We start from the raw sequence: 19,834 nt of genomic DNA, 5'->3' as shown, positions 1-19,834 counted from the left end.
ACTTTGATGGGGCCGGGTACCGGTACCCCAGAGCAGGTGGCTGTTAGAGGCCGCCACCGGTTCGCCTGTTCGCGGCAAAGTTCACTAAGTTCACGCTTGCTGCGGTTCTTTCGGGTGGCCCGACACAGGCAGAGCCTGTGCCGTCGAACGGCCTGAAAGGCCGCCAGCCGGGCTGTCGCCGCCTCCGAAATAGCTTACGCTATCCCGGTGCGGCTCGGCCTCACCCCATTATTTCCTGCTCGAGCTTCTTCGCCATCTCTTCGATGTTCTCAGGCGGCCATCCGGGGATGTCCATGCCGAGGCGAAGGCCCATCGACGACAGCACTTCCTTGATTTCGTTCAGCGACTTGCGGCCGAAATTGGGGGTGCGCAGCATCTCGGCTTCGGTCTTCTGGACCAGGTCGCCAATATAGATGATGTTGTCGTTCTTCAGGCAGTTGGCCGAACGAACCGACAGTTCGAGCTCGTCGACCTTCTTGAGCAGGTAGCGGTTGATCTGCGCGGTGTCGCCCTGACCTTCGGCCTGCGGTGCTGCCACCTGCGTGCCGACCGCGGCCGCACGCGGCAGGGCCGAATCGTCGAAGTGGACGAACAGCGCCAGCTGGTCCTGAAGAATGCGACCGGCATAGGCCAGCGCGTCTTCCGGCGTCACGGTGCCGTCGGTTTCGACGGTCAGCGTCAGCTTGTCGTAATCGAGTTCCTGCCCGACGCGGGTGTTCTCAACCTTATAGCTGACCTGACGGACCGGCGAATACAGCGCGTCAACCGGGATCAGACCGATCGGCGCATCGGCCGGACGGTTGCCGGCGGCGGGCACATAGCCCTTACCGACATCGGCGGTCAGTTCCATGTTGAGCGTCGCGCCATCGTCGAGGTGGCACAGGACCAGATCGGGGTTCATCACCTCGATATCGCCGGTGACGGCGATGTCGCCGGCCTTCACTTCGGCCGGACCGGTGACGGACAGCTGCAGACGCTTCGGGCCTTCGCCCTGCATCTTCAGCGCGATCTGCTTCACGTTCAGCACCATGTCGGTCACGTCCTCGCGGACGCCGGCAAGGCTGGAGAATTCGTGAAGGACATTCTCGATCTTGATCGAGGTAACGGCGGCGCCCTGCAGCGACGACAGCAGCACGCGACGCAGCGCGTTGCCGAGCGTCAGGCCGAACCCACGCTCGAGCGGCTCCGCGACGAAGGTCGAACGGCGCTTGGGATCGCCGCCCGGCTTCTTCTCGAGGCCGCTCGGCTTCTTGAGTTCCTGCCAGTTCTTAGCGTTGACGGACACGGGCTTCCCCTAGCTTGGCGGCGCGGAAAGGACGGGTCCGCGCCATGAAAGAACGGCCCCGCCGGACGAACCCGGCGAGGCGGCAGGCACGGATCAGACGCGGCGACGCTTCGACGGACGCACGCCGTTGTGCGGGATCGAGGTCACGTCGCGGATCGACGTGATCTGGAAACCGACGGCCTGCAGCGCGCGAAGCGCCGATTCACGACCCGAACCCGGGCCCTTCACTTCGACTTCGAGCGTGCGCACGCCGTGATCGGCAGCCTTGCGGCCGGCGTCCTCGGCAGCGACCTGCGCGGCATACGGGGTCGACTTACGCGAGCCCTTGAAGCCCATCATGCCGGCCGACGACCACGAGATCGCGTTGCCCTGCGCGTCGGTGATCGTGATCATGGTGTTGTTGAAGCTGGCGTTCACATGCGCGACGCCGGCGGTGATGTTCTTGCGCTCGCGACGGCGAAGGCGCTGCGGTTCACGTGCCATTGTTGGTAATCCTGACCTGTATAGCGTGGTACGGAGGCCGGGAGGCGGTCTGCCTCACACCCGCCTCCGGCGGAGGAGAAGTTAAAATCGGTCCCCCGGACCGATTTTTACTTCTTCTTACCCGCGATCGGCTTCGCCTTGCCCTTGCGGGTGCGCGCGTTGGTGTGCGTGCGCTGGCCGCGGACCGGCAGGCCCTTGCGGTGACGCAGGCCGCGATAGCAGGCGAGGTCCATCAGACGCTTGATGTTCATCGCGGTCTGGCGACGCAGGTCACCTTCCACGGTGTGGTTCGCGTCGATCGCTTCACGGATCTGGAGCACTTCCTGGTCGCTCAGGTCCTGCACGCGGCGTTCCGCGGCGATACCCAGCTGATCGGTCAGTTCCTTGGCCTTGGCCGGACCGATGCCGTGGATATACTGCAGCGCGATGACGACGCGCTTGTTGGTCGGGATATTAACACCCGCGATACGTGCCATGAACTAAATTCTCCCAGCTCCACGAGGCACCGCATGGCAGCGGCCCCTCATCTCGTAGCGTTGCGCCCCATAACGCACGATCGCGGCGAACGCGCGGAAGCGCCGCCGTAAACCGGTATGTCGGGGTGTTGCGCTGATACGGACCGATTCGGGCAGTGTCAACCGGAGGGGGGAACCAAATTCCGGGTCGGGCGTGAGCGATACTCGCCTCGAACCTGCTCCGACATGCGTCACCCCAGCGCAGGCCGGGGTCTCCATGGGGCGGGCGTTGCGCCCTTGAGCCGGGAGACCTCAGCCTGCGCTGGGGTGACGTTTGCGTGACGGGGAAGCGCGAAGCTTCCCTGCCCTTACGCGCCGAGGATCGAACCGATCTGCGCAGTCACGTCGTCCATGTCCGCCATGCCGTCGACACGGTGGACGATACCGCGCGACTCGTAGAGCGGCAGGATCGGCGCGGTCTTGGCGCGATATTCGACCATACGGGTCCGCACGGTCGCTTCGTTGTCGTCGGGGCGCCGCTTGAACTCGGTCGAGCCGCAGACGTCACAGACACCGGCGACGGCCGGCTGCTTGAACCGGTCGTGATAGCCCGCACCGCAATTGCCACAGGTGAAGCGGCCGACGATGCGCTCGACCAGCGCGTCTTCGTCGACGACCAGTTCGATGACATGGGTCAGCTTGCGACCACGATGTTCGAGCAGCAGGTCGAGCGCGTCGGCCTGGGCGGCAGTGCGCGGATAGCCGTCGAAGATCGCACCCTGATCGCCCAGCTGGTCGAGCCGTTCACCGATCAGCGCCGATACGATCGCGTCGGACACCAGTTCGCCGGCATCCATCACCGCCTTCGCCTGCAACCCGACCGGGCTGCCGGCCTTCACCGCCGCGCGCAGCATGTCGCCGGTCGACAGCTGGACCATGCCACGGGTCGATTCGAGCCTCGCAGCCTGCGTGCCCTTGCCTGCCCCCGGCGGTCCGAGAAGGATGATGTCCATTGCTGCCCCTTTAGTCCTGTTGCGCTCAGCCGCGCAGGCGACCGCCCTTGAGCTTCGCCTTCTTGATGAGATCGCCATACTGGTGGGCCAGCAAGTGCGACTGGATCTGCGTTACCGTGTCCATCGTGACGTTGACCACGATGAGCAAGCTGGTCCCGCCGAGATAGAAGGGAATCGACAGCGCCGAAACCAGATATTCGGGCAACAGGCAGATGATGACCAGATAGGCCGCGCCGATCACCGTGATCCGGGTCAGGACATAGTCGAAATAATTCTCGGTATTCTTGCCCGGGCGGATGCCGGGGATGAACCCGCCATAGCGCTTCAGATTGTCGGCGGTCTCTTCGGGATTGAAGACGATCGCGGTGTAGAAGAACGAGAAGAACACGATGCCCGCGCCGTACAGCAGCATGTAGAGCGGCTGTCCGTGTGCCAGATACTGGTTGAGGGTGATGATGAAGTCGCCCCAACGGCTTTCGCCTGCCGTCGCCTGCCCTGCGAACTGGGTGATCGTCACCGGCATCAGCAGCAGCGACGACGCGAAGATCGGCGGGATGACGCCTGCGGTGTTGATCTTCAGCGGCAAATGGCTGCGATCGGCCTGCACCCCGCGCGCCGTCTGACGCTTGGGATACTGGATCAGGATACGACGCTGCGCGCGTTCCATGAAACAGATGAACAGAACGAGTCCGGCGACGGCGGCGATGATGCCGATCAGCGTCAGCGGGTTCATCGTACCCGACCGGCTGCCTTCGAACAGCTGCAGCAACGTCGTCGGCAGATGCGCGACGATGCCCGCCATGATGATGAGCGAGATGCCGTTGCCGATACCGCGGCTGGTGATCTGCTCGCCCAGCCACATCAGGAACATGGTGCCGCCGATCAGCGAGATAACCGCTGCGATGCGGAAGGTCATGCCCGGTTCGATCACCGCCTGCGCGCCGGCCGAAGCGCCGAACGCCTCCAGCCCGACGGCGATGGTATAGCCCTGGATCGCGGTCAGCGCGACCGTGCCGTAGCGGGTATATTGATTGAGCTTCTTGCGGCCCGATTCGCCTTCCTTCTTGATGGCGGCGAGCTGTGGGCTGAGCGAGGTGGCGAGCTGCACGACGATCGACGCGGTGATATAGGGCATGACGCCCAGCGCGACGACCGACATGCGCGTCAGCGCACCGCCCGAAAAGGTGTTGAAGAAGTCGAGAACGCCGCCCTGCGTCTGATTGGCGAGCAAGCCAAGCTGCGTCGGGTCGATGCCCGGCAGCGGCACATAGCTCAGCATGCGGAACACGATCAGTGCACCGAGCGTAAACCACAGGCGCTTCTTCAGTTCGGTCGCCTGACCGAATTTCGACAGATTGAGATTGGTCGCAAGACCGTCTGAGGCGGCTGCCATGGAAATGTCCCGAATGATGCTGGCGGGCCATCAGCCCACCCCCCGGGCGACCATATAGGGGTTGCGGCCGGGATGTCTAAGGGGGAGCACGCTCACCCCCGTCCGTTCATCCCGTTCGGTTCGAGTAGCGATCGAGCGAAGTCGAGAGCGCGTATCGAAAACGTGGTCCGCTGGGCGGGAGTTCTCGACGATCGCTTCTCGACAGGCTCGAAGCTGCTCGAACCAGACGGGTGGGAACCTTACGCGTGCGCGGCCTTCTTGGCGGCGAGGGTCTTGCCCTTCTTGGCAGCGGCCTTTTCGTGCGCGGGCACGACTTCGATCACCGACACCGAACCACCGGCCTTTTCGACCGCTTCGATCGCCGACTTCGACGCACCGGCGACGGTGAAGGTCAGCTTGGCGGTCAGTTCGCCCTTGCCGAGCAGACGGACGCCGTCCTTGCCACCACGGGCCAGGTTCGCGGCCTTGAGCGCGGCATGGTCGAGCGCTGCACCGGCTTCGATCTTGCCGGCATCGACCGCCTTCTGGATCGCGCCGAGGTTCACTTCGGCATAGTCCTTGGCGAAGATGTTGTTGAAGCCGCGCTTCGGGATCCGCATGTGGAGCGGCATCTGACCGCCCTCGAACCCGGCGATCGACACGCCTTCGCGGCTCTTCTGACCCTTCTGGCCGCGACCGGCAGTCTTGCCCTTGCCCGAGCCGATGCCGCGTCCGACGCGCATCTTGCTCTTGCGGGCGCCTTCGTTGTCGCGGATTTCGTTGAGTTTCATGTGTGCACTCGCTTTCGCTATGTTCGCGCTAAAGAAATGAGGAAGGGGGCCGCTTAGCCCCCTTCCCCGCATTTGTCACCGGTAAAGGTGGAAGGCCTCAGCCCTCGACCGACACCATGTGCTGTACCTTACGGATCATGCCGCGCACCTCGGGGGTGTCGTTCAGCTCGACCGTACGGTGCATCTTGTTGAGGCCGAGACCGATCAGCGTCGCGCGCTGATCCTTGGTCCGGCGGATCGGCGACCCGGTCTGGGTGATCTTGACGGTTGCCATCACAGCTTACTCCACGATCGCCGCGGCATCAGCCTCGGCGGTCTGCGATCCACCACGACCCAGCAGGTCGGCGATCTTCTTGCCGCGACGCTGCGCCACCGCCTTCGGCGACGACTGGTCGTTCAGCGCCTCGAAGGTCGCACGAATCATGTTGTACGGGTTCGACGTGCCGACCGACTTCGTCACGACATCAGCGACGCCGAGCGACTCGAAGATGGCGCGCATCGGACCACCGGCGATGATGCCGGTACCGGCCGGAGCCGAACGCAGCGTCACGCGACCGGCACCGAAGTGACCGTTGCCGTCATGGTGCAGCGTGCGACCGTCCTTGAGCGGAACGCGGACCATCGCCTTCTTGGCAGCGGCGGTCGCCTTCGAGATGGCTTCCGGCACTTCGCGCGCCTTGCCATGCCCGAAACCAACGCGGCCCTTGCCGTCGCCGACGACGACCAGCGCTGCGAAACCGAAGCGCTTGCCGCCCTTCACGGTCTTCGACACGCGGTTGATGTGGACGAGCTTTTCGATGAGCTCCTCGCCACCATCCTCGGCGCCGCGACGATCGTCGCGGCGACCGCCACGATTGCCGTCACGACCACCGCGACCGCCGCCCGGGCCACCCGGACCGCCGCGACCACGGCCACCACGGGGCCCACGGCCCTGCGGCTGCTCGCCACCCTGCGCCGACTGCTCGACGGCGGGCGTTTCGGCCTGATTGTTTTCGTCAGCCATGTCTTAGAACTCCAATCCGGCTTCGCGGGCGGCCTCGGCCAGCGCCTTGACGCGGCCGTGGAACAGGAAGCCGCCACGGTCGAACACGACCTGCGTCACGCCGGCGGCCTTGGCCGCTTCCGCAACGCGGGTACCGACGCCCTTGGCGGCATCGATGTTCGCGCCCGAGGTGCCGCGCACGTCCTTTTCCAGGGTCGATGCCGACGCCACGGTGTGACCCGCCGCATCGTCGATGACCTGGGCGTAGATGTGCTTGCCCGAACGATGGATCGACAGCCGCGCACGGCCGCCCGAACGCGCCTTCAGCGCGGTGCGATTGCGCCGACGGCGCTTCTCGAAGAGGGAGAGACCCTTGGTCATTACTTCTTCTTCCCTTCCTTGCGGAAGATGAACTCGCCGTCGTACTTGATGCCCTTGCCCTTGTACGGCTCGGGCTTACGCCAACGACGGATCTCGGCAGCGATCTGACCGACCTTCTGCTTGTCGATCCCGCTGATTTCGATCGTGGTCTGATCGGGCGTCTTGATCTCGATGCCTTCCGGCACGTCGATGTTGACGTCGTGGCTGTAGCCGAGCTGCAGCTTCAGGTTCTTGCCCTGCGCCGCGGCACGATAGCCGACGCCGGTGATGAGCAGCTTCTTGGTGAAGCCGGTCGTCACGCCGGTGACCAAGTTCTGCACGAGCGTACGCTGCATGCCCCAGAACGCGCGCGCGCGCTTGGTGTCATTGGCCGGCTGCACCGAGATGCCACCGTCGGTGACTTCATAGGCGATGTCGTCGGCCAGCGGCAGCGTCAGCGTGCCCTTCGGACCCTTAACGCTCAGCTCGCGCCCTGCGATGTTGGCGGTCACGCCGGCCGGAACCGGGACTGCCTTCTTACCGATGCGGCTCATCAGAAGACCTCCGCGAGCACTTCGCCACCGACATTCTGCTCGCGCGCTTCGGCGTCGGACAGAACGCCACGCGGCGTCGATACGATGGTGATGCCGAGGCCGTTGCGGACCTTCGGCAGTTCCTGCGAACCCGAATAGACGCGGCGGCCGGGCTTCGAGACGCGCGCGACGTGCTTGATCGCCGGCTGGCCTTCGAAATACTTCAGCTCGATGCGGATGCCGGCCGCGGGGCCCATCTGCTCTTCGCTGTAGCCACGGATATAGCCTTCGCGCTGCAGCACGTCGAGGACACGGGCCCGCAACTTGCTGGCAGGCGTCAGGACACTGTCCTTGCGCGCGCGCTGGCCGTTGCGGATGCGGGTGAGCATGTCACCCAGGGGATCGGTCAATGCCATTGCCGTGTTCCTTACCAGCTCGACTTCGTGACGCCGGGGATCAGGCCCTTGTTGGCCAGTTCACGCAGCATGACGCGGGCGAGACGGAACTTGCGATAATAGCCGCGGGGACGACCCGTCAGCTCGCAACGGTTGCGGATGCGGGTCGGATTCCCGTTGCGGGGAATCTCGGCCATCTTCAGCCGCGCGATCAGACGCTCGGTTTCGTCGAGCGACTGGTCGGCTGCGATCGCCTTCAGCTTCGCATATTTGGGTGCGAACTTCTTGACGAGCGCACGACGGCGCTCGTTCTTGTTCACGGAACTCAGTTTCGCCATGGACTTAAGCTCTCTTCGTTAAAGCGAACGGCCGCCCCCGTGGCCGGGAGCGGACCGGATTAGGCCGCCTTCTTTTCTTCGGCGTCCGCTTCCTGCGGGAAGGGGAAACCGAACAGACGCAGAAGCTCGCGAGCTTCGTCGTCGGTCTTGGCGGTGGTGGTCACGATCACATCCATGCCGCGCACTTTGTCGATGCGGTCATAGTTGATTTCGGGGAACACGATCTGTTCCTTGATGCCGCAGGCATAGTTGCCGCGGCCATCGAACGACTTCGGGTTCAGGCCACGAAAGTCGCGGACACGGGGGAGCGCGATGGTGATGAAGCGATCGAGGAATTCGTACATCCGCTCGCGGCGCAGCGTGACCTTGCAGCCGATCGCCATGCCTTCACGCAGCTTGAACTGCGCGATCGACTTCTTCGCCTTGGTCACGACAGGCTTCTGGCCCGCGATCAGCTCCATTTCGGAGCTGGCCTGCTCGACCTTCTTCTTGTCCTGCGTCGCTTCGCCCACGCCCATGTTCAGGACGATCTTTTCGATCCGGGGCACTTCGAGCGCGTTCTTGTAACCGAACTTCTCGGTCATCGCCTTCACGATGCGATCGTCATAGATCGACTTCATGCGCGGCGTGTACTTATCAGCCATTGATGACCTCCCCGCCCTTCACGGCGACCCGGACCTTCTTGCCGTCGCGCACTTCGAAGCGCACGCGGCTCGGCTTGCCGTCGACGACATGCGCGACCTTGCTGACGTGCAGCGGCGCTTCCGAGCGCACCAGACCGCCCTGCGGGTCGGCCTGGTTCGGCTTCTTGTGGCGAACGGCGATGTTGACGCCCGACACGACGACCTTGCCATCCTTCGGCATCGACTGGGTGACCTGGCCGGTCTTGCCCTTGTCCTTGCCCGACAGGACGATCACGGTGTCGCCCTTCTTGATCTTCGCAGCAGCCATTACAGCACCTCAGGGGCGAGCGAGATGATCTTCATGAAGCCCTTCGAGCGCAGCTCGCGGACCACCGGGCCAAAGATACGGGTGCCGATCGGCTCCTCGTTCTTGTTGACCAGCACCGCGGCGTTGCCGTCGAAACGGATCACCGAACCGTCGGTACGACGGATGTCCTTGGCGGTGCGAACGATGACGGCGCGGTGCACGTCACCCTTCTTCACGCGGCCGCGCGGAGCGGCTTCCTTGATGCTGACGACGATGACGTCGCCGACACCGGCCGTGCGGCGCTTCGAGCCGCCCAGCACCTTGATGCACTGCACCCGCTTCGCGCCGCTGTTGTCAGCGACGTCGAGGTTGGATTGCATCTGAATCATGGATGCGATTCCTTGTCCATGGGGCCGATTCCGACCGGACCCCGCCTGCTAAAAATGAACCCCCGGCTGCGGGCGTACCGCGCCGGGGGGAGCGGCCCATTAACCGCCCCACGGCGAAAAGGCAAGCGCCTGTCCGCGAATGTTCGTCACATCCGGGTCCGACCCCGGAATGGCATGTGGGGCAGAGGTCGTACCCCCGCCCCTGCAGAGGCTTACGCCTCGGCTGCGACTTCAGCCGGCGTCGCGTGGGTGTTGACCCGCTCGATCACCTTCCAGGTCTTCAGCTTCGAGATCGGCGCGGTCTCTTCGATGCGCACGGTCTCGCCTTCGCGATACTCATTGCCCTCGTCATGGGCATGATACTTCTTCGAACGGCGGATGATCTTGCCATAGAGCGGGTGCTTGACCTTCCGCTCCACCTTGACCACCACCGTCTTGTCGGTCTTGTCCGAGACGATCATCCCGGTCAGCACGCGCTTCGGCATGTCTCTCGTCCTTACTTGTCGGCCGAGCGCGAACGCTCGCCCTGCAGCGTCTTGATCCGCGCGATGTCGCGACGGACTTCCTTCACGCGGGTCGGCTTTTCCAGCTGGCTGGTCGCCGCCTGGAAACGGAGGTTGAACGCCTCACGCTTCAGGCTCGACAGTTCCTCGACCAGCTGGTCGTCGCTTTTGGCGCGAAGATCGGTTGCCTTCGTCATTTTCAACCCTCCAGGTGCGAGGTGTCGCCCAGACGGGCAACGACCTTGACCGCGATCGGCAGCTTCATCGCGGCGCGCGAGAACGCCTCCGCGGCGAGCGGACCGGGCACGCCGTCCAGTTCGAACAGGATGCGACCCGGCTTGACGCGGGCGACCCAGAATTCGGGCGAACCCTTGCCCGAGCCCATGCGGACTTCGGCCGGCTTCGACGACACCGGCAGATCCGGGAAAATCCGGATCCACAAGCGGCCCTGGCGCTTGATGTGACGCGTGATCGCGCGGCGAGCCGCCTCGATCTGGCGGGCGGTGATCCGCTCCGGCTCCATCGCCTTCAGGCCGTACGACCCGAAGTTCAGCGACGTACCGCCCTTGGCATCGCCATGGATGCGGCCCTTGAAGGCCTTGCGGAACTTGGTGCGCTTTGGTTGCAGCATCTCAAATTATCCTTAGCGGCGGTGATCGTCGCGCGCGGGGCGCACGCCGGAGGTCTGGGCCTCCATCATCAGCCGGTCCTGCGCCATCGGGTCATGGCCGAGGATCTCACCCTTGAAGATCCAGACCTTGACACCGCAGACGCCGTACGCGGTGTGCGCTTCGGCCTCGGCATAGTCGAGGTTCGCACGCAGCGTGTGCAGCGGCACGCGACCTTCGCGATAGCCTTCCGAACGGGCGATTTCCGCACCGCCCAGACGACCGCCGCAAGCGACGCGGATGCCGTCGGCGCCCAGACGCATCGCCGACTGCACCGCACGCTTCATAGCGCGGCGGAAGGCGATACGACGCTCGAGCTGGTCGGCAATGCCCTGCGCGACGAGCTTCGCGTCGATTTCCGGCTTGCGGATCTCGACGATGTTCAGCGACACGTCCGACGACGTCATCGAACCCAGCTTCTTGCGAAGCTTTTCGATGTCGGTGCCCTTCTTGCCGATAATGACGCCGGGACGCGCCGCGAAGATCGAGATGCGGCACAACTTGGCCGGACGCTCGATGACCACTTTCGAGATCGCCGCCTGGGGCAGCGTCTTCATGATGTACTGGCGGATCTTGAGATCCTCCAGCAGCAGACGGCCATAGTCGGCGCCTTCGGCATACCAACGGCTGTCCCAGGTGCGGTTGATCTGCAGACGCAGACCGATGGGATTGGACTTGTGACCCATTACGCTTCCTCCACCTCGGACACGACGATGCGCACGCGGCTGAACGGCTTCAGGATGCGCGTCGACTTACCGCGACCGCGGGTCGCAAAACGCTTCATCGTGATCGACTTGCCGACCGAGGCTTCCTTGACGACGAGTGCGTCGACGTCGAGGTTGTGGTTGTTTTCCGCATTCGCGATCGCCGAAGCGAGGCACTTGCGGACATCGACCGCCATCGCCTTCTTCGAGAAGGCGAGGATGTTCATCGCATCGCCGACCGGACGGTTGCGGATCAGTGCGGCGACGAGGTTCAGCTTCTGGGCCGAGCCGCGGACCTGGGTCGCGACCGCCAGAGCTTCCTTGTCACCGACGCGGCGCGGTGCTGCCTGCTTGCTCATCAGCGCTTGCCCTTCTTGTCGGCGGCGTGGCCGGGGAAGAAGCGCGTCGGCGCGAATTCGCCGAGCTTCATGCCGACCATTTCCTCGTTGACCGAAACCGGCACGAACTTGCGGCCGTTATAGACGTTGAACGTCAGGCCGACGAACTGCGGAAGGATGGTAGAACGGCGCGACCAGGTCTTGATCGGGCCGGCACGGGTGCCGGCGTCCTGCGCCGCTTCCGCCTTCTTCAGCAGATTGAGGTCCACGAACGGACCCTTCCATACGGAACGAGCCATCGCTTAGCCCTTCTTCTTCGCGTGACGGCTACGGATGATCATCTTGTCCGTCGCCTTGTTGTGCCGCGTGCGCGCGCCCTTGGTCGGCTTGCCCCACGGGGTGACCGGGTGACGGCCGCCCGAGGTCCGGCCTTCACCACCGCCGTGCGGGTGGTCGACCGGGTTCTTGGCGACGCCGCGGGTCAGCGGACGCTTACCGAGCCAGCGGTTACGGCCGGCCTTGCCCAGATTCTGGTTCTGGTTGTCGGGGTTCGACACCGCACCGACGGTCGCCATGCAGGCGGCATGGATGTAGCGCTGCTCGCCCGAGTTCAGACGGACGATGACCATGCCCTTGTCACGACCAACGACCTGCACATAGGTACCGGCCGAACGCGCGATCTGACCGCCCTTGCCCGGCTTCATCTCGACGTTGTGGACGATCGTGCCGACCGGCACCTGGCCCAGTTCCATCGCATTGCCTGGCTTCACGTCGGTCTTCTTGCCGGCGATCACCTTGTCGCCGACGTTCAGACGCTGCGGCGCGATGATGTAGGCGACGTTGGCCTTGCCCTCGGTCTCGCCATAGTTGACGAGCGCGATGAACGCGGTGCGGTTGGGATCATATTCGATCCGCTCCACGGTGCCTTCGACATCCCACAGACGACGCTTGAAGTCGATGATGCGATAGCGCTGCTTGTGACCGCCCGCGATACCGCGCGACGTCACATGGCCCTTGTTGTTGCGACCGCCGGTCTTGGTCTTGCCTTCGGTCAGCGCCTTGACCGGACGACCCTTATACAGGGCCGAACGATCGATCAGGACGAGCCCGCGGGTCGACGGCGTCGTCGGATTATATTGCTTGAGTGCCATGTTACTTGGCCCCCTCAGTAATGTCGATCGACTGGCCTTCGGCCAGGGTCACGATCGCCTTCTTGAAGTCCGACCGGGTGTAGGGCGCGCCCTTCCACTTCTTGGTCTTGCCCTTGGTCACGATCGTGTTCACGCCGGTGACGGTGACGTTGAACAGCGCTTCGACCGCTGCCTTGATCTCCGGCTTCGACGCCTTGTTCGCGACCTTGAAGACGACGGCGTTATGCTCGGAGAGCATCGTCGACTTTTCGGTGATGTGAGGGCTAAGCACCACGTCATAATGACGGATGTCGATAGCCGACTGCTGCTGCTTAGCCATTGAAGCGGGCCTCCAGCTTTTCGATCGCCGCGCGGGTCAGCACCAGCGTGTCGTGCTTCAGGATGTCATAGACGTTCGCGCCACCGGCGGGCAGGACATTGACCTGACGCAGGTTGCGGGCGGCCAGCGCGAAGCTGTTCTCAACGGCATCGCCATCGATCACCAGCGCGGTCTTGCCGAAGCCCAGCTTCGACAGGTTGCCCGTCAGCGCCTTGGTCTTGCCGTCCTCGACGGTCAGACCGTCCAGAACCACCAGCGAACCTGCCTTGGCGTGGCTCGACAGCGCCATCTTCAGGCCCAAAGCGCGAACCTTCTTGTTCAGGCCCGGGTTGAAGTCGCGGACGCGGGCGCCGTGCGCCTTACCACCGCCGACGAACACCGGAGCGCGGCGATCGCCGTGACGGGCGACACCGCCGCCCTTCTGGCGACCCAGCTTCTTGCCCGAACGCGCAACATCGGCGCGCTCGCGGGTGCCGCGGGCGGTGCCGCGACGCTTTTCGAGCTGCCAGGTCACGACCCGGTGCAGGATGTCCGCACGCGGATCGAGGCCGAACACCTCGTCGTTCAGCTCGATATCGCCGCTTTCGACGGCGTCGAGGGTCTGTACCTTGACCTTCATGATCAGCCCTCCTGGCCGTCGGTCGCTGCCGGTGCGGCCGCGTCGTTGCTGTTGGCGCTCTTCAGACCAGCGGGATACGGCGCATCGGCATGGCGCGCGACCTTCACCGCGTCCTTGACCGTCAGCCAGGTGCCCTTGTGACCGGGAACCGAACCCTTGATGAAGATCAGCCCGCGCTCGACGTCGGTCGACACGACCTGCAGATTCTGCTGCGTGCGGTTACGGTCGCCCATGTGGCCGGCCATCTTCTTGTTCTTGAAGACCTTGCCCGGATCCTGACGCTGACCGGTCGAACCGTGCGAACGGTGCGACACCGACACGCCGTGCGTAGCGCGCAGACCACCGAAGCCCCAACGCTTCATGGCGCCCGCAAAGCCCTTGCCCTGCGTACGGCCCGAAACGTCGACCAGCTGGCCGGCGACATAGTGATCGGCACCAATGGTGGCACCGACATCGAGCAGCGCGTCTTCCGCCACGCGGAACTCGACCACGCGCGCCTTCGGGGTCACTTCGGCCTTGCCGAAATGGCCGCGCTGCGGCTTGGCGACGTTCTTCGCCTTGGCGGTGCCGGCGCCGAGCTGCACCGCGACGTAACCGTCACGATCCATTTCACGACGGGCGACGACCTGCACGTCTTCCAGTTGCAGGACCGTGACGGGCACGTGGCGCCCATCGTCCTGGAACAACCGGGTCATTCCCATTTTCTTCGCGATCACGCCAGTGCGCATGACCCACTCCTCCAACAGAGGCTCGTCTTGACGACGAGCTTGCCTAACGAAAAAGGCCCCGGTGCGCGGTCACCCGCCTCCGAAGCCCCAGCCCTTGCGATCTGCACGCCCCCGCCAGGGCCAGACATCGCCGATATTCCCCCACCGAAGGGCTGCATCGACGATAGCGGGGACGCGGACAACGGCACCTTGCCCAAGAGCGTGGTGCCGTTCGGTATCCCTGTGGTTGCTTTCCCGGCCTCTACCGCCGCTGTTCAGAACGAACCGACGGGAAGCGAAAGCGCGACGCAGGGCGGAATCACCCTACGTCGCGGAAGCCGGCTATTACGCCAGCTTGATCTCTACGTCCACCCCTGCCGCGAGGTCGAGCTTCATGAGCGCGTCGACGGTCTGGGGGGTCGGCTGCACGATGTCGAGCAGACGCTTGTAGGTACGGGTCTCGAACTGCTCGCGCGACTTCTTGTCGATGTGCGGGCCGCGGTTGACCGTGAACTTGTCGATGTGCGTGGGCAGCGGAATGGGTCCACGGATCAGGGCGCCGGTGCGACGCGCGGTGTCGGCGATGTCGCCGGCCGCCTGGTCGAGCACGCGATGGTCGAACGCCTTCAGGCGAATACGGATATTGTTGTCCATGGTCCTACCGATGCGAAAGAGCGGGCCGTTGGGACGGCTCTTGATTAACAACGAATGGCTTAGTGGATACCCCAGCTACAAGCGAGGTGCCCTCATTAAATAGCAAACGGCCGCCCCCGTTGCCGGGGGCGGCCGCCTGTTCGAGTCGCTATATTACTTGTCGATGCCGCTGACAACCCCTGCGCCGACGGTGCGACCGCCTTCACGGATGGTGAAGCGCTGGCCGACGTCCATGGCGATCGGTGCGATCAGCTTCACGCCCAGCGCGACTTCGTCGCCCGGCATGACCATTTCGGTGCCTTCCGGCAGTTCGATCGTGCCGGTGACGTCCGTGGTGCGGAAGTAGAACTGCGGACGATAGTTGGCGAAGAACGGCGTGTGACGGCCACCTTCGTCCTTCGACAGCACGTACACCGACGACTGGAAGTCGGTGTGCGGGGTGATCGAGCCCGGCTTCGCCAGAACCTGACCACGCTCCACTTCGTCACGGGCGACGCCGCGGATCAGCGCGCCGATGTTGTCGCCGGCCTGGCCCTGGTCGAGCAGCTTGCGGAACATTTCGACGCCGGTGACGACGGTCTTGCGGACCGATTCGTGAATGCCGACGATTTCGACTTCTTCGCCGACCTTCACAACGCCGGTTTCGACGCGGCCGGTGACCACGGTGCCGCGACCCGAGATCGAGAACACGTCTTCGATCGGCATCATGAACGGCTTGTCCAGCGGACGTTCCGGCTGCGGGATCGATTCGTCGACCGCCTTCATCAGTTCCAGGATGGCTTCCTGGCCCAGCTTCTGGTCCGAACCCGACAGGGCGCAGGTGGCCGAACCGCGGATGATCGGAATGTTGTCGCCGTCGAATTCACGCTTCGACAGCTCTTCGCGAATTTCCATTTCGACGAGTTCGAGGATTTCCTCGTCGTCGACCAGGTCGACCTTGTTCAGGAAGACGACCATGGTGGGAACGCCGACCTGCTTGGCGAGCAGGATGTGCTCCTTGGTCTGCGGCATCGGGCCGTCGGTGGCCGACACGACCAGGATCGCGCCGTCCATCTGCGCCGCGCCAGTGATCATGTTCTTCACATAGTCGGCGTGGCCGGGGCAGTCGACGTGCGCATAGTGGCGGTTGGCGGTCTCATACTCGACGTGGGCGGTCGAGATGGTGATGCCGCGCTCGCGCTCTTCCGGGGCCTTGTCGATGTTGGCGAAATCGACGGCGACGCCGCCCATCGTGTCCGCCAGCACCTTCGTGATCGCGGCGGTCAGCGAGGTCTTGCCGTGGTCGACGTGACCGATGGTGCCGATGTTGAGGTGCGGCTTGTTCCGCTCGAATTTTGCCTTAGCCATTTTCCTACCTTCTGATTCGAATTCGGTGCCGCCGGGGCCACGCGAACGCGGCCCTTTAGCGGGTGTTGTTTCGTAATGCCAGCCCCTGAACCGGGGCGCGGACGACGAAGTAAATTCGCCGTCGGTCGGGACAGTCACGGGGACCGTCCCGCCGGCCGGCCTTTCGGCGTCTCGGAGCTAAGCTAGCTTAGCTCCGTGCGCCTCAGGCCATCTTCGCCTTCACCTCGTCCGCGACGTTCTGCGGCACTTCATCATAGTGCGAGAACTGCATCGAGTATTGCGCGCGGCCCTGGGTGAACGAGCGCAGTTGGTTCACATAGCCGAACATGTTGGCGAGCGGGACCATCGCTTCGACGGTCTGCGCGTTGCCGCGGCTGTCGGTGCCCTGGATCTGGCCACGACGACTGTTCATGTCGCCGATGACGTCGCCGAGATAGTCTTCCGGGGTCACGACCTCGACCTTCATGATCGGCTCGAGCAGCTTGATGCCGGCCTTCTGAGCGGCTTCGCGCATCGCGCCACGGGCGCAGATTTCGAACGCCAGCGCCGACGAGTCGACGTCGTGATACTTGCCGTCGATCAGGTGCACTTCGAAGTCGATGATCGGGAAGCCGATCAGCGAACCGGTCTGCGCCGTCTCGCGCATGCCCTTTTCCACCGACGGGATATATTCGCGCGGGATGTTGCCGCCCTTAATCTCGTCGAAGAACTGGTAGCCCGAGCCACGCTCGCCGGGAACGACCTTGACCTTCACTTCACCGAACTGGCCCGAACCACCCGACTGCTTCTTGTGGGTGTAGGTCAGTTCGACCGGCTTGGCGAGATATTCGCGATACGCCACCTGCGGCGCACCGACATTCGCCTCGACCTTGAACTCGCGCTTCATGCGATCGACGAGGATTTCGAGGTGAAGTTCACCCATGCCCTTGATGATCGTCTGGCCTGATTCGTGATCGGTCGACACGCGGAACGAGGGATCTTCGGCGGCCAGGCGGTTGAGCGCGATGCCCATCTTTTCCTGGTCGGCCTTGGTCTTCGGTTCCACCGACAGCTCGATGACAGGTTCCGGGAACTCCATGCGTTCCAGGATGATCGGGTTCGCCGGATCGCACAGCGTGTCGCCGGTCGTCGTTTCCTTCAGACCCGCGATGGCGACGATGTCGCCTGCACGTGCCTCGTCGATGTCCTCACGCGAGTTCGCGTGCATGAGGAGCATACGGCCGATCTTTTCCTTCTTGTCCTTCACCGAGTTCAAGTAGCTGCCCTTGGTCAGCGTCCCCGAATAGATGCGGGCAAAGGTCAGCGAGCCGACGAACGGATCGTTCATGATCTTGAACGCCAGGAGCGACAGCGGCGCGGTGTCCGACGCCGGACGCGAATCCGGGGTCTCGCCATCGAGCTTCACGCCCTGCACGTCCGGAATGTCGAGCGGCGACGGCAGATAGTCGACGACGGCGTCGAGCAGCGGCTGCACGCCCTTGTTCTTGAACGCCGAACCGCAGACGATCGGCACGAACGTCATGGCGAGCGTACCCTTGCGGATCAGCTTCTTGAGTTCGGCGACGGTCGGCTCGGTGCCTTCCAGATACGCTTCCATGGCGTCGTCGTCCTGTTCGACGGCCATTTCGATCAGCTCGCTGCGATACTTCGCAGCCTTTTCCTTCAGATCGTCCGGAATGTCCTGATATTCGAACTTCGCGCCCAGCGACTCTTCGAGCCAGATGATCGCGCGGTTCTCGACCAGGTCGACAAGGCCCTTGAAGCCGCCTTCGATACCGATCGGGAGATACAGGACCGCCGGGCGCGCGCCCAGACGCTCGATGATCGAGTCGACGCAGAAATAGAAGTCGGCACCGGTGCGGTCGAGCTTGTTGACGAAGCACATGCGCGGCACGCCGTACTTGTCGGCCTGACGCCACACGGTTTCCGACTGCGGCTCCACGCCGGCGACGCCGTCGAAACAGGCGACCGCGCCGTCGAGCACGCGCAGCGAACGCTCGACTTCAATGGTGAAGTCGACGTGGCCCGGCGTGTCGATGATGTTGATCAGGTGCTCTTCACCCTTGCCCTCTTCCGCACGCCACTTGCAGGTGGTTGCCGCCGAGGTGATGGTGATGCCGCGTTCCTGCTCCTGCTCCATCCAGTCCATGGTGGCGGTGCCTTCATGCACTTCGCCGATCTTGTAGGACTTGCCGGTGTAGTAAAGAATACGCTCGGTGGTCGTCGTCTTGCCGGCGTCGATGTGCGCCATGATGCCGATGTTGCGATACCGTTCGAGCGGATGGCTGCGGGCCATGATCGTGCTTCCTTAGCAATGTGGGGAGCGAGGCATGACGCCCGCTCCCCACGATATAGTCGGTTGCGTCAGCGGTGAAAAGCCACCGCCTCGGCTTACCAGCGGTAGTGCGAGAAGGCGCGGTTCGCTTCCGCCATGCGGTGCGTGTCTTCGCGCTTCTTCACCGCGTTGCCGCGGTTGTTGGCAGCGTCCATCAGCTCGCCCGACAGGCGTGCCGACATGGTGTTCTCGCTGCGGTTGCGGGCCGAAGCGATCAACCAGCGGATCGCCAGCGCCTGGGCACGTTCGAAGCGGACTTCGACCGGCACCTGGTAGGTCGCACCGCCGACCCGGCGGCTGCGAACTTCGATGTTCGGCTTCACGTTGTTCAGCGCATCGTGGAACACGCCCAGCGGATCGCGCTTCGCGCGGCTCTCGACGGTTTCGAATGCCGAATAGACGATGCCTTCGGCGACGGACTTCTTGCCGTCCAGCATCACCGAATTCATGAACTTGGTCAGAACCTCATCCCCGTATACGGGATCAGGCAGGATTTCCCGCTTTTCGGGACGACGACGACGAGCCATCAGATATTCCTTCAATCTTCAGCCGGTTCCGGAACCCGTCCGGGGCTTACTGGGGGTAGGTGGACCTCAGGCCGCGCGGGTCACGCGCGGCACGGGATCACTTCGGACGCTTGGCGCCGTACTTCGAACGCGACTGGCGGCGATCCTTGACACCCTGCGTATCGAGCACGCCGCGCAGGACGTGGTAGCGAACGCCGGGAAGATCGCGCACACGACCGCCGCGGATCAGCACGACCGAGTGCTCCTGGAGGTTGTGGCCTTCACCCGGAATGTAGCTGATGACTTCGCGGCTGTTGGTCAGGCGGACCTTGGCCACCTTGCGCAGCGCCGAGTTCGGCTTCTTCGGGGTCGTCGTGTAGACGCGGGTGCAGACACCGCGCTTCTGCGGGTTCTGGTCCATCGCAGGGACCTTCGACTTGGCCTTCTGCGGTTCGCGGCCCTTGCGGACCAGCTGGTTGATCGTCGGCATGAAGCCCTTCACCTTATCTTGCGGTTACTTTGCCGGAGCCGTTCCTGTCAGAAATGCGCAAAGGCCACGTGGGTAATGAACCCTCGGGGCCGATGTCTCCAGCAATGTTCAGCTCTTTGAACCCACATGCAGGCCAGTGACGGCTACGACGCCGACCCAGCGGGACG

General features: G+C 63.9%; 30 protein-coding genes. All 30 read right to left on the bottom strand.

Features of this window, described 5'->3' with window-relative positions:
* Positions 1–220: 220 nt before the first annotated feature.
* Positions 221–1,285 carry a DNA-directed RNA polymerase subunit alpha gene (locus ACTHQV_RS01505; protein ID WP_056456241.1) on the bottom strand — a complete coding sequence of 355 codons (1,065 nt, stop codon included), beginning with the start codon at positions 1,283–1,285 and terminating at the stop codon, positions 221–223.
* A 93-nt stretch (positions 1,286–1,378) separates the two neighbouring features.
* A complete protein-coding gene (gene rpsK, locus ACTHQV_RS01500) occupies positions 1,379–1,768 on the bottom strand; it encodes a 30S ribosomal protein S11 (RefSeq protein WP_055763349.1) in 390 nt (129 codons plus the stop codon).
* Positions 1,769–1,875: 107 nt separating this feature from the next.
* The gene (rpsM, locus tag ACTHQV_RS01495; protein ID WP_440488013.1) at positions 1,876–2,244 is read right to left on the bottom strand and encodes a 30S ribosomal protein S13; all 369 of its coding nucleotides are present in this window, start codon (positions 2,242–2,244) and stop codon (positions 1,876–1,878) included.
* Between the two features lie 347 nt (positions 2,245–2,591).
* Positions 2,592–3,236, bottom strand: coding sequence for an adenylate kinase (locus ACTHQV_RS01490; RefSeq protein ID WP_440488012.1), 645 nt, complete (start codon positions 3,234–3,236; stop codon positions 2,592–2,594).
* A gap of 25 nt (positions 3,237–3,261) precedes the next feature.
* The gene (gene secY / locus ACTHQV_RS01485) at positions 3,262–4,629 is read right to left on the bottom strand and encodes a preprotein translocase subunit SecY (protein ID WP_242116028.1); all 1,368 of its coding nucleotides are present in this window, start codon (positions 4,627–4,629) and stop codon (positions 3,262–3,264) included.
* Between the two features lie 239 nt (positions 4,630–4,868).
* Positions 4,869–5,399, bottom strand: coding sequence for a 50S ribosomal protein L15 (rplO, locus tag ACTHQV_RS01480; protein ID WP_242116027.1), 531 nt, complete (start codon positions 5,397–5,399; stop codon positions 4,869–4,871).
* Positions 5,400–5,496: 97 nt separating this feature from the next.
* Positions 5,497–5,673, bottom strand: a complete 177-nt coding sequence (gene rpmD, locus ACTHQV_RS01475) for a 50S ribosomal protein L30 (RefSeq protein ID WP_440488011.1) — start codon at positions 5,671–5,673, stop codon at positions 5,497–5,499.
* Positions 5,674–5,679: 6 nt separating this feature from the next.
* The gene (rpsE, locus tag ACTHQV_RS01470) at positions 5,680–6,402 is read right to left on the bottom strand and encodes a 30S ribosomal protein S5 (RefSeq protein ID WP_440488010.1); all 723 of its coding nucleotides are present in this window, start codon (positions 6,400–6,402) and stop codon (positions 5,680–5,682) included.
* A gap of 3 nt (positions 6,403–6,405) precedes the next feature.
* Positions 6,406–6,762 carry a 50S ribosomal protein L18 gene (gene rplR / locus ACTHQV_RS01465; RefSeq protein WP_440488009.1) on the bottom strand — a complete coding sequence of 119 codons (357 nt, stop codon included), beginning with the start codon at positions 6,760–6,762 and terminating at the stop codon, positions 6,406–6,408.
* Positions 6,762–7,295, bottom strand: coding sequence for a 50S ribosomal protein L6 (rplF, locus tag ACTHQV_RS01460; protein WP_440488008.1), 534 nt, complete (start codon positions 7,293–7,295; stop codon positions 6,762–6,764). Before rplF ends, rplR begins: the two co-directional genes overlap by 1 nt.
* Positions 7,295–7,690: a 30S ribosomal protein S8 gene (gene rpsH / locus ACTHQV_RS01455; RefSeq protein ID WP_033921102.1), complete on the bottom strand. Its 396-nt coding sequence runs from the start codon at positions 7,688–7,690 to the stop codon at positions 7,295–7,297. Before rpsH ends, rplF begins: the two co-directional genes overlap by 1 nt.
* Positions 7,691–7,701: 11 nt before the next feature.
* Positions 7,702–8,007: a 30S ribosomal protein S14 gene (gene rpsN, locus ACTHQV_RS01450; protein ID WP_055756896.1), complete on the bottom strand. Its 306-nt coding sequence runs from the start codon at positions 8,005–8,007 to the stop codon at positions 7,702–7,704.
* Positions 8,008–8,066: 59 nt separating this feature from the next.
* Positions 8,067–8,651: a 50S ribosomal protein L5 gene (gene rplE, locus ACTHQV_RS01445; RefSeq protein WP_345876540.1), complete on the bottom strand. Its 585-nt coding sequence runs from the start codon at positions 8,649–8,651 to the stop codon at positions 8,067–8,069.
* The gene (rplX, locus tag ACTHQV_RS01440) at positions 8,644–8,958 is read right to left on the bottom strand and encodes a 50S ribosomal protein L24 (protein WP_440488007.1); all 315 of its coding nucleotides are present in this window, start codon (positions 8,956–8,958) and stop codon (positions 8,644–8,646) included. Before rplX ends, rplE begins: the two co-directional genes overlap by 8 nt.
* Positions 8,958–9,326, bottom strand: coding sequence for a 50S ribosomal protein L14 (gene rplN, locus ACTHQV_RS01435; protein ID WP_055996097.1), 369 nt, complete (start codon positions 9,324–9,326; stop codon positions 8,958–8,960). The genes rplX and rplN overlap by 1 nt, the downstream gene beginning before the upstream one ends.
* A gap of 212 nt (positions 9,327–9,538) precedes the next feature.
* Positions 9,539–9,811, bottom strand: coding sequence for a 30S ribosomal protein S17 (gene rpsQ / locus ACTHQV_RS01430; RefSeq protein ID WP_055763313.1), 273 nt, complete (start codon positions 9,809–9,811; stop codon positions 9,539–9,541).
* A gap of 11 nt (positions 9,812–9,822) precedes the next feature.
* Positions 9,823–10,026 (bottom strand): 50S ribosomal protein L29, encoded by a 204-nt coding sequence (rpmC, locus tag ACTHQV_RS01425; protein WP_056456258.1) that lies wholly within the window; start codon positions 10,024–10,026, stop codon positions 9,823–9,825.
* A 2-nt stretch (positions 10,027–10,028) separates the two neighbouring features.
* Positions 10,029–10,460: a 50S ribosomal protein L16 gene (rplP, locus tag ACTHQV_RS01420; RefSeq protein ID WP_055790394.1), complete on the bottom strand. Its 432-nt coding sequence runs from the start codon at positions 10,458–10,460 to the stop codon at positions 10,029–10,031.
* Between the two features lie 12 nt (positions 10,461–10,472).
* Positions 10,473–11,183 carry a 30S ribosomal protein S3 gene (rpsC, locus tag ACTHQV_RS01415; protein WP_242192907.1) on the bottom strand — a complete coding sequence of 237 codons (711 nt, stop codon included), beginning with the start codon at positions 11,181–11,183 and terminating at the stop codon, positions 10,473–10,475.
* Positions 11,183–11,560, bottom strand: coding sequence for a 50S ribosomal protein L22 (gene rplV / locus ACTHQV_RS01410; protein ID WP_056456260.1), 378 nt, complete (start codon positions 11,558–11,560; stop codon positions 11,183–11,185). The genes rpsC and rplV overlap by 1 nt, the downstream gene beginning before the upstream one ends.
* Positions 11,560–11,838: a 30S ribosomal protein S19 gene (gene rpsS, locus ACTHQV_RS01405; protein ID WP_440488006.1), complete on the bottom strand. Its 279-nt coding sequence runs from the start codon at positions 11,836–11,838 to the stop codon at positions 11,560–11,562. Before rpsS ends, rplV begins: the two co-directional genes overlap by 1 nt.
* Positions 11,839–11,841: 3 nt before the next feature.
* A complete protein-coding gene (rplB, locus tag ACTHQV_RS01400; protein WP_440488005.1) occupies positions 11,842–12,690 on the bottom strand; it encodes a 50S ribosomal protein L2 in 849 nt (282 codons plus the stop codon).
* Between the two features lies 1 nt (position 12,691).
* On the bottom strand, positions 12,692–13,009 hold the full coding sequence (locus ACTHQV_RS01395) for a 50S ribosomal protein L23 (protein ID WP_056456264.1): 318 nt from the start codon (positions 13,007–13,009) through the stop codon (positions 12,692–12,694).
* A complete protein-coding gene (gene rplD, locus ACTHQV_RS01390; RefSeq protein ID WP_440488004.1) occupies positions 13,002–13,628 on the bottom strand; it encodes a 50S ribosomal protein L4 in 627 nt (208 codons plus the stop codon). Before rplD ends, ACTHQV_RS01395 begins: the two co-directional genes overlap by 8 nt.
* Before the next feature lie 2 nt (positions 13,629–13,630).
* A complete protein-coding gene (gene rplC / locus ACTHQV_RS01385) occupies positions 13,631–14,356 on the bottom strand; it encodes a 50S ribosomal protein L3 (protein ID WP_440488003.1) in 726 nt (241 codons plus the stop codon).
* A 324-nt stretch (positions 14,357–14,680) separates the two neighbouring features.
* Entirely contained in the window at positions 14,681–14,989 is a 309-nt protein-coding gene (rpsJ, locus tag ACTHQV_RS01380; protein ID WP_033921125.1) for a 30S ribosomal protein S10, read from the bottom strand.
* Positions 14,990–15,142: 153 nt separating this feature from the next.
* Entirely contained in the window at positions 15,143–16,336 is a 1,194-nt protein-coding gene (gene tuf, locus ACTHQV_RS01375) for an elongation factor Tu (RefSeq protein ID WP_345876535.1), read from the bottom strand.
* 202 nt (positions 16,337–16,538) lie between these two features.
* Positions 16,539–18,632, bottom strand: a complete 2,094-nt coding sequence (gene fusA, locus ACTHQV_RS01370) for an elongation factor G (protein ID WP_440488002.1) — start codon at positions 18,630–18,632, stop codon at positions 16,539–16,541.
* A 95-nt stretch (positions 18,633–18,727) separates the two neighbouring features.
* Complete coding sequence (gene rpsG, locus ACTHQV_RS01365) at positions 18,728–19,198, bottom strand: 30S ribosomal protein S7 (RefSeq protein ID WP_055763657.1); 471 nt, start codon at positions 19,196–19,198, stop codon at positions 18,728–18,730.
* 97 nt (positions 19,199–19,295) lie between these two features.
* Positions 19,296–19,667 (bottom strand): 30S ribosomal protein S12, encoded by a 372-nt coding sequence (rpsL, locus tag ACTHQV_RS01360; protein WP_066689749.1) that lies wholly within the window; start codon positions 19,665–19,667, stop codon positions 19,296–19,298.
* Between the last annotated feature and the right edge of the window lie 167 nt (positions 19,668–19,834).

The sequence above is a fragment of the Sphingomonas sp. SAFR-052 genome (genome assembly GCF_051965015.1).
In the GTDB taxonomy this organism is placed as follows: Bacteria; Pseudomonadota; Alphaproteobacteria; order Sphingomonadales; family Sphingomonadaceae; genus Sphingomonas.
The sequence above is the reverse complement of the archived record's forward strand: the minus strand, read 5'-3'. Positions and strand labels throughout refer to the sequence as shown.